10 protein-coding genes are annotated in these 13,494 nt (G+C 74.4%); 1 reads left to right on the forward strand and 9 read right to left on the reverse strand.

The window, feature by feature from the left end; all coding sequences use genetic code 11:
• Nucleotides 1-49 precede the first annotated feature (49 nt).
• Genes ACZ6NC_RS33755 through ACZ6NC_RS33775 form a run of 5 tightly spaced genes read right to left on the reverse strand, consistent with a single transcriptional unit; the run spans nt 50 to nt 6,145 of the window.
• A complete protein-coding gene (locus tag ACZ6NC_RS33755; RefSeq protein WP_465737671.1) occupies nt 50-871 on the reverse strand; it encodes a metallophosphoesterase family protein in 822 nt (273 codons plus the stop codon).
• The gene (locus tag ACZ6NC_RS33760; protein WP_465737672.1) at nt 868-2,649 is read right to left on the reverse strand and encodes a dipeptide ABC transporter ATP-binding protein; all 1,782 of its coding nucleotides are present in this window, start codon (nt 2,647-2,649) and stop codon (nt 868-870) included. The genes ACZ6NC_RS33755 and ACZ6NC_RS33760 overlap by 4 nt, the downstream gene beginning before the upstream one ends.
• Nucleotides 2,646-3,542: an ABC transporter permease gene (locus ACZ6NC_RS33765; RefSeq protein ID WP_465737673.1), complete on the reverse strand. Its 897-nt coding sequence runs from the start codon at nt 3,540-3,542 to the stop codon at nt 2,646-2,648. The genes ACZ6NC_RS33760 and ACZ6NC_RS33765 overlap by 4 nt, the downstream gene beginning before the upstream one ends.
• A 4-nt stretch (nt 3,543-3,546) precedes the next feature.
• The gene (locus ACZ6NC_RS33770) at nt 3,547-4,485 is read right to left on the reverse strand and encodes an ABC transporter permease (protein WP_465737674.1); all 939 of its coding nucleotides are present in this window, start codon (nt 4,483-4,485) and stop codon (nt 3,547-3,549) included.
• A gap of 1 nt (nt 4,486) precedes the next feature.
• The gene (locus ACZ6NC_RS33775; protein ID WP_465737675.1) at nt 4,487-6,145 is read right to left on the reverse strand and encodes an ABC transporter substrate-binding protein; all 1,659 of its coding nucleotides are present in this window, start codon (nt 6,143-6,145) and stop codon (nt 4,487-4,489) included.
• A 300-nt stretch (nt 6,146-6,445) separates the two neighbouring features.
• On the opposite strand from ACZ6NC_RS33775, the gene ACZ6NC_RS33780 reads away from it, so the two are divergent.
• Complete coding sequence (locus ACZ6NC_RS33780; RefSeq protein ID WP_465737676.1) at nt 6,446-7,231, forward strand: hypothetical protein; 786 nt, start codon at nt 6,446-6,448, stop codon at nt 7,229-7,231.
• A gap of 113 nt (nt 7,232-7,344) precedes the next feature.
• Here the strand turns inward: ACZ6NC_RS33780 and ACZ6NC_RS33785 are convergent, their stop codons facing one another.
• The 4 genes from ACZ6NC_RS33785 to ACZ6NC_RS33800 all read right to left on the reverse strand — a co-directional run.
• Entirely contained in the window at nt 7,345-7,872 is a 528-nt protein-coding gene (locus ACZ6NC_RS33785) for a nuclear transport factor 2 family protein (RefSeq protein WP_465737677.1), read from the reverse strand.
• An 84-nt stretch (nt 7,873-7,956) separates the two neighbouring features.
• Nucleotides 7,957-8,376, reverse strand: coding sequence for an ester cyclase (locus tag ACZ6NC_RS33790; RefSeq protein WP_465737678.1), 420 nt, complete (start codon nt 8,374-8,376; stop codon nt 7,957-7,959).
• A 53-nt stretch (nt 8,377-8,429) separates the two neighbouring features.
• Nucleotides 8,430-9,200 (reverse strand): SDR family NAD(P)-dependent oxidoreductase, encoded by a 771-nt coding sequence (locus ACZ6NC_RS33795; RefSeq protein ID WP_465737679.1) that lies wholly within the window; start codon nt 9,198-9,200, stop codon nt 8,430-8,432.
• On the reverse strand, nt 9,197-13,494 hold a 4,298-nt coding region (locus ACZ6NC_RS33800; protein WP_465737680.1), incomplete at its 5' end, for a KR domain-containing protein. The genes ACZ6NC_RS33800 and ACZ6NC_RS33795, both read right to left, overlap by 4 nt.

Consider the following 13,494-nt stretch of genomic DNA (forward strand, 5'->3'; position numbering starts at 1 on the left):
CAGCCTGGTGAGCGGCACCTGCCACCGAGACCGGGAGCGAGACGCCCCGTCAGGGAAACACCCGGCGCAGCGGGGTGGGGCCGCCGCGCGGGGACCACTCCCGGGGGTAGCCGAGGGAGACCTCCTCGAAGCGGACGCCGTCGGTGCGGGTGGTGCGGGGGATGTGGAGGTGGCCGTGGACGACGACGGTGGCGTTGTGGCGCAGGTGCCAGTCGGCGGTCCGTTCGGTGCCGCACCAGAGGGCGAACTCGGGGTGGCGGAGGAGGTACGTGGGGTCGCGGCACAGCGGGAAGTGGTTGACCAGGACGGTGGGCAGCGCGGGATCACGCTCGGCGAGGCGCGCTTCGGTGGCGGCGAGGCGGGCGCGGCACCAGCTCTCCCGGTCGGGGTACGGGTCGGGGTGCAGCAGGAGTTCGTCGGTGCAGACCACGCCGGCGGCGTGGGCGGCGGCCAGGGCCTCGGCCTTGGTGGCTGTGCCGCGCGGGCGGAAGGTGTAGTCGTACAGCAGGAGGAGCGGGGCGACGGTGACCGGGCCTCCGTCGCCGTGCCAGACGGGGTACGGGTCCTCCGGGGTCAGGACGCCGAGAGCGCGGCAGAGTTGCACCAGGGCGCGGTAGCGGTGCTCGCCGCGGAGCTGGACCGGGTCGTCGGGCGGGGTCCAGAGTTCGTGGTTGCCGGGGGCCCAGACGACCTGGGCGAAGCGCTCGCGCAGGGTGCGCAGGGCCCACTGGATGTCCTCGAAGCGTTCGGCGACGTCGCCGGCGACGATCAGCCAGTCGGCGTCCGTCTCGGGGCGGAGCTGTTCGACGACGCGGCGGTTCTGCGGGTAGCCGATGTGCAGGTCGCTGACGGCGAACAACGTGCCGTTCACGGCCGGGCCTCCACGGGGGCCGCGGCGGCGAGGAGTTGGCGGGTGTACCCGGCGGCGGGCCGGTCGAAGACCTGGTCGACGTCGCCGGTCTCGACCAGGTGGCCGTCCTTCATGACGGCGACCCGGTCGGCGAGGTGCTGGACGACGCCGAGGTCGTGGGAGATGAAGAGCAGGGCGAGGCCGAGGTCGCGGCGCAGCTCGGCGAGCAGGTCGAGGATCTGGGCCTGGATGGAGAGGTCGAGTGCGGAGACGGGTTCGTCGCAGACCAGGACGGCGGGGGCGGGAGCCAGGGCGCGGGCGATGGCGACGCGCTGGCGCTGGCCGCCGGAGAGTTCGGTCGGGCGGCGCCGGAGCAGGGCCGCGGGCAGGCCGACCTGGTCGAGCAGTGCGGTGACGCGGGCGCGGCGCTCGTGCCCGCGTGGGACGCCGGCACGGGCGACGGCCTCGGCGACGACGCGTTCGACGGTGAAGCGGGGGTCGAAGGAGCCGAGCGGGTCCTGCTGGACGGCCTGGATCCGGAGCCGGTGGGCGCGCCGGCCTCGTTCGGGCAGGTCGCTCCACGGGCGGCCGTCGAGCCGGACGGTGCCGGAGTCGGGCCGCTCCAGGCCGAGGACGATCCGGGCGGCGGTGGTCTTCCCGGAGCCGGACTCGCCGACCAGGCCGAGCGTCTCGCCGGCGGCGATACGGAAGGAGACCTCGTGGACGACGGTGCGCCCGGCGAAGGCCTTGGTGATCCCGTCCACCTCGATCAGCGGCCCGCCGGCCGGAGCCTCGGCCGCCGAGACGACCACAGCCGCCGTGGGCCGGGAGGCGGTCACGGCCGCCGTGGGCCGGGAGGCGGTCACCGCCTCCGGGTACCAGCAGCGTGCCCCGTGCCCGTCGACCGGCGGCAGCACGTCCCGGCAGGTCCGGTCGGCGGCGGCGCAGCGGCCCGCGTACGGGCAGCCGTCCGGCCCCGGGGCGGCCCGGTCGGCGGGTGGGGCGGCGGCCGAGAGCCGGCTCCCCCGCGTCCGGGCGCCGGGCACCGCGTCCAGCAGCGCCCGGGTGTACGGGTGCCGGGGCGCGGCGAGCAGCCGCTCGGTGGGCCCGGTCTCGACGATCCGGCCGCCGAACATCACCGCGACCCGGTCGGCGAGCCGGGCGACCACCGACAGGTCGTGGCTGATCAGCAGCAGCGCGGTGCCCTGGCGGCGGAGCCCGTCGAGCAGGTCGAGCACCTGGGCCTGGACGCTGACATCGAGCGCGGTGGTGGGCTCGTCGGCGATCAGCAGGTCCGGTTCCGCGGCGAGCGCGGAGGCGATCAGGGCACGCTGGCGCAGGCCGCCGGAGAGCTGGTGCGGGTACTGGCCGGCCCGGCGCCCGGGCTCGGGAACGCCGACGCGCTCCAGCAGGGAGAGCACCCGGGTCCCGGTCGCCTCCCGGCCGGCCATGCGGTGGATCCGCAGCGGTTCGGCGACCTCGGCGCCCACCGTGCGCAGCGGGTCGAGCGAGACCAGCGCGTCCTGGAGGACGAGGCCGATCCGGCGGCCGCGGACGCCGCGCCATTCTGCTTCGGTCAGGGCGGTGAGGTCCTGCCCGTCGTACGTCAGCCCGCGGGCGGTGACGGTGGCGCCGGTGCCGGCGAGGCCGACCAGGGTGCGGGCGGTGACGCTCTTGCCGGAGCCGGACTCCCCGACCACGGCCAGGCACTCGCCGCGGTCGAGCCGGAAGGAGACGTCCCGGACGGCGCGGACCGGGCCGAAGCCGACGTTCAGGCCGTCGACGGTGAGCAGCGTCATGCGTCGGTCCTCCGGGTGAAGCGGCTCTGCACGCGGCGGCCGATGACGTTGACGACGAGGGCGGCCAGGGTGATGGCGGCGCCCGGGAAGACGCCGACCCACCAGGCGGTCTGCAGGAAGCTTCGGCCCTGGTAGAGCATCGCGCCCCACTCGGGCGAGGGCGGCTGCGGGCCGAGACCGAGGAAGCTGAGACCGGAGGCGGCGATCAGCGAGGAGCCGAAGCCGACGGTGGCGAGCACCAGCATCGGCCCGACGGCGTTGGGCAGCACGTGCCTCAGCACCAGCAGGGGCCGCGGCAGCCCGAGGCCGACGGCGGCCTCGACGTAGCCGGAGCGGCGGACGACCAGGGTCTCGGCACGGACGATCCGGGCGTAGCCGGGGGCGAAGGCGACGGCGATGGCGATCATCACGTTGAGCGAGCCGGAGCCGAGGACGGTGACGGCGAGCAGGGCGAGCAGGATCGGCGGCAGTGCCAGCAGGACGTCGGCGAGCCGCATCAGGCCCTGGTCGGCGAGCCGGCCGCCGAGCGCGGCGGCGAGGCCGAGCACGGTGCCGCCGGCCACCGAGAGCACGGTGGCGCCGGCGCCGAGCAGCAGCGAGGGCCGGGCGCCGTGGACGACCCGGGCGTACAGGTCGCGGCCGAGCTGGTCGGTGCCGAACCAGTGGGCGCCGCTCGGCCCGGTGAGCGCGTCCACCGGGTGGGTTTCCACCGGCGAGGCGTGAGCGAGCAGCCCGGGGGCGAGCGCGGCGAGCACCAGCAGGGCCAGCAGCGCGTACGCCGACCAGGAGACGACGCGGGCCGGGGTGGGGCGGCGGACGACCGGCGGCGCGGAGAGCTGGGCCGCGGTGACGGGCTGGGCTGCGGGGGCGGGCGCGGCGGGGGTCAGGGCCATGGAGTCACCCGGTCCTCAGGCGTGGGTCGATGACGAGGTAGAGCAGGTCGACCAGGGCCGAGATCAGCACGAAGACCACGGCCGAGAGCAGCACCAGTCCGATCACCAGCGGCATGTCCTTGTTGGTGGTGCCCTGGAGGCTGAGCGCGCCGATCCCGGGCCGGCCGAAGACCGTCTCCACCAGCACGGCGCCGCCCAGCAGCGAGCCGGTCAGCCAGCCGGTCAGGGTGACCGCCGGGACGGCCGCGTGCCGCAGCGCGTGGCGCAGCACCACCGCGGCCGGGCCGAGCCCGCGGGAGCGGGCGGTGAGCGTGAACGGCTTGCCGAGCGCGGTCTCCAGGCCCTCCCGCAGCACCTGGGCGAGGACGCCGGTGAGCGGGAGGGCGAGGGTGACGGCGGGCAGCACCAGGGCGGCGAAGCCCTGGTCCCCGGCGACCGGGAAGACCCTCAGTCGGAAGGAGAAGGTGGTGAGCAGCAGGATGCCGATCCAGTACGAGGGGCTGGAGACGGCCAGCAGCTCGGCCAGCGAGCTGACGGCCCGCAGTCCGGGCCGGCGGCCGGCCGTCGCCACCGCGGCGAGCACCGCGAGGACGACGGCCAGCAGCAGGGCGGCCAGGGCGAGTCGGAAGGTCGGCCCGAGCTGGTCGCCGATCAGGTCGGCGACCGGGCGTCGGAGCTGGTACGACTCGCCGAGGTCCCCGGTGAGCAGGTGGCCGAGGTAGCGCAGGTACTGGACGGCCACCGGCTGGTCGAGCCCGTAGTGGGCCCGGATCTCCGCCCGCACCTCGGGGGTGGCGGCCGTCCCCGGGCCCAGCATCACGGTGACCGGATCGCCGGGGATCAGCTGGAGGGCGGCGAAGGCGACCGTGGCGGCGCCGAGCAGCACCGCGAGGGCGCCGAGCAGTCGTCTGAGCGCCCCGCGCAGCAGCGTACGGAAGGTCATGTCACTTGCCGAGCCAGGCGTCGTGGAAGACCAGCCAGGTGTTGGGGTCGGCCTTGAGGCCGTGGACCTTGGCGGAGGTGCCGACCACCGAGTTGCGCACGTACAGCGGCACGATCAGGCCGAGGTCGACGGCGCGCCGCTGGGTCTTGCCGTAGACGTCCTGACGGACGGTCTTGTCGAAGGTGCCCTTGCCGGTGTTGGTCCACTCGTCGAGCTGGGCGTCCTGGAAGAAGGTGGCGTTCTGGCCCCCCTTGGCGGGCTGGCTGGCGCTGTTGAAGTAGAGCCGCAGCACATCCGGGTCGAACCGGGCCCAGCTGTAGTCGGCGATGTGCTCCTTCCCGCCGTAGACGTTGGCGATGTAGGTGCCGATGTCCAGACGGGGGCGGGTGATCTCGATGCCGATCTTCTTGAGGTCGGCCTGGATCGCCTGGCCGAGGGTCTCGCGCTGCTCGCGGACGAACTCGGCGGGCGGCAACGGCCATTCGAGGGTGAGCCGCTTGCCGTCCTTGGTGCGGTAGCCCTCGCCGTCGCGGGCGGTCCAGCCCGCCGCGTCCAGTGCCTTGTCGGCGGCGGCCCGGTCGTAGGGCCAGGCGTTCTCCAGCGACTTGTCGTAGAAGGGGGTGGTCGGCGAGACCGGGCTCCACGCGCGCTTGTAGACGCCGAAGTAGACGCTCTTGATGTCGGTGTCGAGGTCGATGCCGCGCTGGACGGCCTTGCGGACCGCCGGGTCGTCGAGCGGCGCCTTGCTGGTGTTGAGGACCAGCGAGTAGTTGGCGCCGGGCGCGTCGGTGGAGACGGTCCGCAGCTGGGCGTCGGCCTGGACGGTCTTCACCGAGGTGGGCGGGATCGGGTCGGCCACCTGGACCTGGCCGCTGTTGAGGGCGCCGACCCGGACGGAGTCCTCGGTGAGGAAGCGGATGGTGAGCTTCTCCAGGTAGGCCGGGCCCTGGTGGCCGGCGTCGGCCGGGGCCCAGTTGTAGTCCGGGTTGCGGGTGAAGACCGCATTCTGGCCCTTGGTGTAGCCGGAGAAGACGAACGGCCCGGTGCCGACGTCGGCCGGCCCGCCGGCCCCCAGCTTGGCGCCGTTCTCCTTGATCGCCTTCGGCGAGTAGAAGCCCAGGTACGGGGTGCTGGCGGCCTGCAGGAAGGGGGCGAAGGGCTCGGCGAACGACACCTTCACGGTCCGCGCGTCGACGACCTCGGTACCGGTGTAGGGGCCGAGCAGGCTGGCCGCGTACTGGGACTTGGTCTCCTTGTTGACGATCCGGTCGAAGTTGGCCTTGACCGCCTCCGCGTCGAACGGGGTGCCGTCGGTGAACTTGACGCCGTCGCGCAGGTGGAAGGTGTAGCCCTTCAGGTCGGGCGCGATCTCCCAGGTGGCGGCCAGCCAGGGCTGGAACTCGCCGTTGGCGTCCTGGTGGACGAGGGAGTCGAAGACGTTGCGCTGGATGGCGCCGGTGACGTCCTGCTGGCTGACGTGGATGTCGAAGGAGATCGGCTCCACGTCGGTGGCGTAGGTGAGCGAGCCGCCCTGGACGGGCTGGTCCGCCGCGCCGTCCTGCGCGGACCCCGACCCGCCGGAGCCGCAACCGGCGAGGAGCAGCGCCCCCGCGGAGAGGGCGGCGAGCAGCGGGAGGGGCCGGGGCCCGGTTCTGGGCATGCTGAAGACTCCGTTGCGGTGGGAGGGTGTTGGGGAGGGAGGGGGGTTGAGCTGGGGGACGTGCCGGGGGAACGTGTTGCGGGGAACGTGCCGGGGAATGCCGAGAAGCTATCGGCCGCCTGTCGGCCGCGGACCCCTAGCCAACCCCTAGCCCACCGGTTAGGGGCCCGCCGACGGGTCCGGGGGGCACCGAGCGGCACTGGGGCCACCGGAGCAGACGGGCTCCGGCGATCTTCGGGGGCCGACCGGTGCTAGCATCCCGCCCTGTCCCAAACGGAAGATCACACAAGGCGGGCTCGGGTGCAGGACGGTCAGGACGGTCAGGACGGTCAGGACACGGCACAGGACACGGCACAGGACACGGCACAGGGCACCAAGGACCCGACGGAGTCGCGGGAGCCGCAGGACGGTTGGGACTCCACCGACGAGCGCTCCGGCACGACTCCGGACGGCGGCGGCCAGCAGCCGAACGCACTCGCGGCGCGCCGCCGCAGGCTCACCGTCCGCGCGGGTGCCGGGCTCTGCCTCCTGAGCCTGGCCGGCATCGGCACGCTGATCCTCGCGGGCTCGCACGGGAGCGCGGCCGTCGGCCCCGGGACCGGCTCCACCGCCTCACCGAGCACCTCTCCCAGCGCGCCCGAACCGGCGAGCCCCGCACCTTCCGAGCCGACGGCACCGCCCGAACTCGCGATACCGTCCGAGCCCGCGGCACCGTCCGCGGCCGGCCCGGCGTCCGCCGCACCGACGCCGGCGGCCGAAGAGCCGGCGCCGCTCACCCGGACCTCCGCCGCCCCGAGCCCGGTCTCACCCGCCCACCCCAAGACGACAACCCCGGCACCAGTCGCCCCCAAGTCGATCACGGCGAAGCCGGCTCCGCCCGCGACCACCAAGGCCGCACCGGCGGATCCCGCCGCCGGCTGGACGATCCCGCCGCGGCCGGAGCCCGTCCTACCGACCCGGCCCACCAGCTGCCCGCCCGGTCAAGTGGCCTACTACGGGGGCTGCGCCACGCTGGGGCCGGTGATCACCCTTCCCCCTGCGACGCTCCCGCCCGCGACGCCCTTCCGGCCGAGTACCACCGGGTAGACGTATCGGCCCGCCGTCCCGCCCACTCGGAAGCTCGGACAGCACCGGGGGAAGCGCTGCTCCTCGGCACCCGGGCGGAGTTCCGGCGCAGGGCGTCAGCCCCGGTCACCCGGTCACCCGGGCAGCGGGTAGCGGGGGACGGAGCGGCGGTGGGCGATGCGCCAGCCGGTCTCGGTGCGGACGTAGGTGTCGAAGTAGTCGCCGTTGTGGACGCGGCCGTCCGGGAGGATCGCCAGGTAGCGGCTGCGGCCGCGGACGGTGCCGTCCGGCTGGGGAGTAAGGACGCTGTCCAGGGTCTGGTGGTTGGGCGGCTCCGGGCCGAGGTCGCGGGCGAACACCCGGATCTTCTCCAGGCCCGCGAACACCGCGCCGCTGCGGGCGAGTTCGATCACGCCGTCGGCTGCGAACACCTCGCCGAGCGCCTCGTCGTCGGCGTTGTCGAAGGCGTGCGAGAAGCGCGCGAGCAGCTGGCGGAGCTGCTCGGCGTCGGCGGGAAGGAGGGCGGCCGGCGGGAGGTCGGCGGGTGCGGGCTGTTCGGTGGGCGAGTGGTCAGCGGGCGGGAGGTCGGCGGGTGCGGGCTGTTCGGTGGGCGAGTGGTCAGCGGGCGGGAGGTCGGCGGGTGCGGGCTGTTCGGTGGTCATGCGTGGTCTCCTGTACGGGACGGGGCACGGCCGGCAGCGCGCCGGCCGGGCCCTGAGCGGGCCCTGAGCCGGAACGGCCTGGGGTCAGACGACGGCCGGGGCCAGCTGCTGGACGATGCCCAGGCGGTCCGGCAGCACGTTGTAGCGGACCACCTTGTTGTCCCGGATGGTCAGCCAGCTGATGCTGTGGCCGACGAAGGACCGCCCGGTGGCCGGGACGCCGAAGACCGGTCCGACGTGGATGCCCTCGATCCGCCAGAAGGCGATCACCCGGTCCCCCTCGGCGACCAGGTCCTCGACCGTGGCCTTCACGTCCTTGACGTTCTCCCAGAGCCAGCGCAGGTGCTCGCGGAAGTCGTCCCGGGTACCGCTGCCGCCCGGGCCGACCCGGGTCTCGTCGGCGGCATCCTCGGCGACCAGCTCCTCCAGCAGGTCGAGCCGCTGCCCGGTGACCAGCTCGTGGTAGTACCGCTCGACCAGGTCCTTGTTTGCCTCGATGCTCATCTTCGTTCTCTCCTCGGTGAGTTGGGTGGGCTGTCGGATGGAGGGGTGGGTGTTCAGTGCGCCCCGGGCGCCGCCGGCGGGAGCAGGATCCCGCCGTTGGCGCTCAGGCCGCCGTCGACCGGGACGGTCACCCCGGTCACGTAGGAAGCGGCCGGTGAGGCCAGGAACCAGACCACCTCGGCCTGTTCGCGTGCCTCGGCCCAGCGCTGGGCGGGGATGCGGCGGGTGATGAACCGGGAGAACTCCGGGTCGGCCACCTGCGCGGCGGTCAGCCCGGTGACCGTGCCGCCGGGGGCGATGGCGTTGATCCGGATGCCCTCGGCCGCGTAGTCGATGGCCGTCCCGCGGACCAGGTTGATCACCGCCGCCTTGGTCGCGTTGTACGCCCAGGTGCCCGGGTCGCCGCGCAGGCCGGAGACGGAGGAGGTCGCGATGACCGACCCTCCCCCGGCGGCCCGCAGGGCGGGCACGGCGGCGCGGATGCCGAGCACGACGCTGCGCACGTTGACGGCGAAGAGCCGGTCGAAGCGCTCGGCCGCGCCGGGCGACTCCAGCGGACCGCCGCCGCCGGTACCGGCGTTCAGCACCGCCGTGTCCAGCCGCCCGAACCGCTCCAGGGCGAGCGTCACCGCCTGCTCGTTGGTCTCCTCGACCGACACGTCGCCGGCCAGCGTCGCCACACCGCCCAGGCCGGCCAGGGCCTCCAGGCCCGCCTTGTCGACGTCCACGGCCACCACGCGGTGGCCGCGCTCCGCGAACAGCCGGACCGTCGCCTCGCCGATGCCCGACGCGGCTCCGGTGACCAGAACTACCGGTTCGCTCATGCCTCTTCCTTCGTCTCGATCCGCTCGATGAACCGACGGACGGCGTCCGCCGTCGTCGGAGTGTGCTGCTCCAACACGGTGAAGTGGTCTCCCGGGATGTCCTGCTCCTCGTGCGGGACCGGCCAGTACGCGCGCCAGTCCTGACCGGCCGTCGGATCGACCACGGTGCCGCGCAGCGGGGTGTCCGCCCGCAGCGCCAGGATCGGCGCGGCGACCGGGCCGGGCTGCCAGCCGGCGAAGACGGTGTTGTAGCCGCCCATCGAGGTCAGGCTCGCGTCGCTCCAGACCATGTCGTACTGCTGGATCCGGTCGAGCATCCCGCCCAGCATCGCGGTCAGCCACCAGTCGCCCATGCCCTCCCGGCTCGCGCTGTCGATCGGGTAGGTGTCGACGAGCGCCAGCCCGGCGACCGACCGGCCCTGCTGCTCCAGGCGCTCGGCGACGGCATGCGCGACACAGCCGCCCATCGAGCGGCCGACGATCACGAACGGCCGCTCCTCGCCGACGACTTCGCGCACCGCGTCGGTATGCAGGGTGAGGAAGGTGTCCAGACTGTCGGGGAGGTGGTCCTCGGGCGCCCAGCCGGGCGAGGGCAGGACGAACACGTCCCGTTCACCCTGGAAGGAGTGGCCGAGCCGGGCGTACTCGTGCGGCCCGGAGATCGCGCTCAGCGCGGGGAACGCCACCACGGCCAACGACCCCTCCCCCGAGGCCAGTTGCACCGGCTTGCGGGCGTGTGCGGAACGCTCGGCAACGGTGAACCGGGCGCGCAGGTGGGAGGCGACACCGATCAGCGCGGACGCCTCCGCGAAGCTGCCCTGGGCGGCGAGCCGGCGGTAGAGGGTGGAGAGCGGGTGCTGCGGGTCGTCCGCCTCGCTCCCGGCCGCCTCGTTCCCGGCCACCTCGTTCCGGGCCGCCCCGCCCTGGGCCGCTGCGGCCGGGGCCGTCGTGCCCGCTGTGCCTCCTGTGCCCGCTGCGCCTCCTGCGGATGCTGTGCCCGCCGCGGATGCCGCGGCCTTTGCGAGCAACTCGCTGAGGTGGAGGGCCAGTCGGGTCGGGTCCGGCTGGTCGAAGGTGACGGTGGGAGCCAGTCGCAGACCGGTGACGGCGGTCAGCCGGTTGCGCAGCTCGACGGCGGCGAGCGAGTCCAACCCCAGGTCGTTGAACGGGCGGGCGGCGGGGACGGCGGCCGGCTCGGTGCCGAGAACCGCCGCCACCTCTGTGCGGACCAGCTCCACCAACGCCGCCGTCCGCTCCTCCGCGGCCAGTGCGGCGAGCCGCGTTCGCAACGCCAAGCCCTCGTCGGTGGCGGCGGACACCGTCCGCGCGGTGCGGCGCCGTGCCGGCACCAGGCCGCGTAGCAGGGCCGGGACCTCACCGCGCTGCGCCCGCAGGACGGCGAGGTCGAGCGGCGCGGCCACCAGCTGTGCGGCGGGTACCCTCGCGGCGGCGTCGAAGAGTCGGGCGCCCCGTTCGGCGGAGATCGTGCGCAGGCCTGCCCGGGCGGCCCGGCCGCGGTCGGCTTCGGTGAGGTGGGCGGTGACGCCACTCACCTCCGCCCACTGCCCCCAGGCGAGGGACTGGGCGGGCAGGCCGATGGCGCGGCGGTGGGCGGCGAGGGCGTCGAGGTAGGTGTTGGCGGCGGAGTAGCTCGCCTGGCCGGGGCCGCCGAGGGTGGCGGCGATCGAGGAGTAGAGGACGAAGGCGGCCAGGTCGTGGCCGCGGGTGAGTTCGTGCAGGTGGCGGGCGCCGTCGGCCTTCGGGCGCCAGACGGTGGCGAGGCGCTCGGGAGTGAGAGCGGTGAGGACGCCGTCGTCGACGACTCCGGCGGTGTGGATCACCGCGGTGAGGGGGTGCTCCCTCGGCACGGCTTGGATGGCGGTGGCGAGGGCGGAGCGGTCGCCGGCGTCGGCGGCGGCGATGGTCACGGAGGCGCCCAGCGCGGTGAGTTCGGCGCGCAGGTCGGAGGCGCCGGGGGCGTCCGGGCCGCTGCGGGAGAGGAGCAGCAGGTGCCGCACATGGCGCTCAGCCACCAGGTGGCGGGCCAGCAGCGCGCCCAGCACACCGGTGCCGCCGGTGATCAGCACGGTGCCGTCCGGATCCCACGGGCGGGCCGACTCGACCTCGGGCACGGTCACCCGGGCCAGCCTCGGCACGTGCACCGCGCCTGCCCGCAACGCGAGTTGGGGCTCGCCGGTGGCCATGGCGGCCGTGAGGGCCCGGGAGGAGGCCTGGTCCTCGTCGGTGTCGATCAGGACGATCCGCCCCGGGTGCTCGGACTGCGCCGAACGCAGCAGGCCCCAGACCGGCGCCACCGCGAGATCCGGCGACTCGCCGTCCCCGACGGCGACCGCGCCCCGGGTGAGGACGACCAGCCGCGAGCCCTCGTGCGACTCGTCCGCCAACCACGCCTGCACCTGCGCCAGAACGCCCGCCAGCACGTCCCCGCCTCCCTCGCCGCCCCCGCCGCCCCCGCCGCCCCCGCCGCCCTCGACCCGTAGCGGCTCCCAGGCTCCGCCCTCCGAATCCCCCTGCGTCGCGAGCGCCGGCCACTCCACGACGAACAGCGCGTCACCGTCCTCGCCGCCGGACGGAGCCAGCTGTTCCGCCGCGACCAGGCGGACCCGGAGTGCCTCCACCGAGGCCACCGGCGCGCCGGTCTCGTCCGCCACCTCGACCGACATCGCCTCGGGCTCGGTGTAACGGAGCCGGACCCGCAACGCACTCGCGCCCGAGGCGTGCAGCCGGACGCCTGTGTAGGCGAAAGGCAGCCGGCTCACCCCGGGCGGGGTGTCGGTCAGCCCGTGGTGGGCGGTGACGTGGACGGCGGCGTCCAGCAGCGCCGGGTGCAGGCCGAAGCGGGCGGCCTCCGCGCGCCGCTCCTCGGGCAGGGCGACCTCGGCGTAGAAGGTGTCGCCGTCCCGCCAGGCGGCCCGCAGGCCCTGGAAGGCCGGCCCGTACGCGAGCCCGGCGGCGGCCAGCTCCTCGTACACCTCGTCGATGGCGAGCGGGGTCGCGCCGGGCGGCGGCCAGGCCCGCAGGTCGCCGCCGGCCGGCGCGGCCTGGGTGGCCGGGGTGGCTGGGGTGGCTGGGGTGGCCGGGATGACTGGGGCGGGGGACGCGGTGCTCAGCAAGGTGCCGGAGGCGTTCCGCACCCACTCCCCGAAATATGTCGACCGGTCTACCTGTGGCAGGGCAGAGGAGGGCTGCGAATATCCCGACCGGTCTATAGATGAAGGCAAGGAATATGCAGACCGGTCTACAGGTAGCGAATCAACCGATCGGTCTACATATTCACCCCGCCCCGCTCGCAGTGCAGGCCGCGAGTGGATGGTGACCGGCCGCGCGCCCGCCTCGTCCGGGTCGCCGACCGTCACCTGGACGTGGACGGCGCCGCGCTCCGGGAGCAGCAGCGGCGCTTCGACCACCAGCTCGTCCAGCGCGCTCGCGCCGACCTCGTCGCCCGCGCGGATCGCCAGCTCCAGCAGCGCGGTCCCGGGGAGGATGACGGTGCCCTGAACGGCGTGGTCGGCGAGCCAGGGGTGGGTGGCGAGCGAGAGGCTTCCGGTGAGCAGCGCGCCGTCACCGTCCGGGAGCCGCACGGCGGCGCCGAGCAGCGGGTGGGCGGCGTCGGCCAGGCCGAGGCCTGCTGCGTCCGTGGTCCGGGCGGCCGGCTCCAGCCAGTAGCGGCGGCGCTGGAAGGGGTAGGTGGGGAGGACAACGCCAGCCGGGCGGTCGGCGCCCAGCAGGGCGGCCCAGTCGACCTCGTGGCCCTGGACGTGGATCCGGGCGAGGGCGGTGAGGGCAGTCTGCGCCTCGGGGCGGTCGCGGCGCAGAGCAGCCACCGTGACGGGCCCGGCGGCGGACGGGGCAGCGGACGTGGCGGCGGACGTGTCGAGGAGGCCGTCGATCAGACCGGTCAGCGTGCCGTCCGGGCCCAGCTCGACGAAGGTCGTGACCCCCTCGGACACCAACTCCCTCACCACATCGGCAAAACGGACCGCCTCACGAACCTGACGCACCCAGTACCGCGGGTCCCTCAACTCCTCCGCCGAAGCGATGCGCCCGGTCACGTTCGACACCACCGGAACCTTCGGCGCCTCGAAGGTCAGCGACCCGGCCACCACGCCGAACTCCGCCAACATCCCGTCCATATGCGCCGAATGGAACGCATGACTCACCCGCAGACGACGCGTCCGACGACCGGCGAACCGCTCACGCACCACCTCCACAGCCGCCTCGTCACCCGAAACCACCACCGACAACGGCCCGTTGACCGCCGCAACGTCCACAC

The organism is Kitasatospora sp. NPDC041988 (assembly GCF_055588525.1).

What these genes read in the sequence shown, in the direction of transcription:
- ACZ6NC_RS33765 (WP_465737673.1), bottom strand. Translation starts at nt 3,542, where the DNA reads ATGGCCCTGACCCCCGCCGCGCCCGCCCCCGCAGCCCAGCCCGTCACC.
- ACZ6NC_RS33775 (WP_465737675.1), bottom strand. Translation starts at nt 6,145, where the DNA reads ATGCCCAGAACCGGGCCCCGGCCCCTCCCGCTGCTCGCCGCCCTCTCC.
- ACZ6NC_RS33790 (WP_465737678.1), bottom strand. Translation starts at nt 8,376, where the DNA reads ATGAGCATCGAGGCAAACAAGGACCTGGTCGAGCGGTACTACCACGAG.
- ACZ6NC_RS33785 (WP_465737677.1), bottom strand. Translation starts at nt 7,872, where the DNA reads ATGACCACCGAACAGCCCGCACCCGCCGACCTCCCGCCCGCTGACCAC.
- ACZ6NC_RS33760 (WP_465737672.1), bottom strand. Translation starts at nt 2,649, where the DNA reads ATGACGCTGCTCACCGTCGACGGCCTGAACGTCGGCTTCGGCCCGGTC.
- ACZ6NC_RS33795 (WP_465737679.1), bottom strand. Translation starts at nt 9,200, where the DNA reads ATGAGCGAACCGGTAGTTCTGGTCACCGGAGCCGCGTCGGGCATCGGC.
- ACZ6NC_RS33770 (WP_465737674.1), bottom strand. Translation starts at nt 4,485, where the DNA reads ATGACCTTCCGTACGCTGCTGCGCGGGGCGCTCAGACGACTGCTCGGC.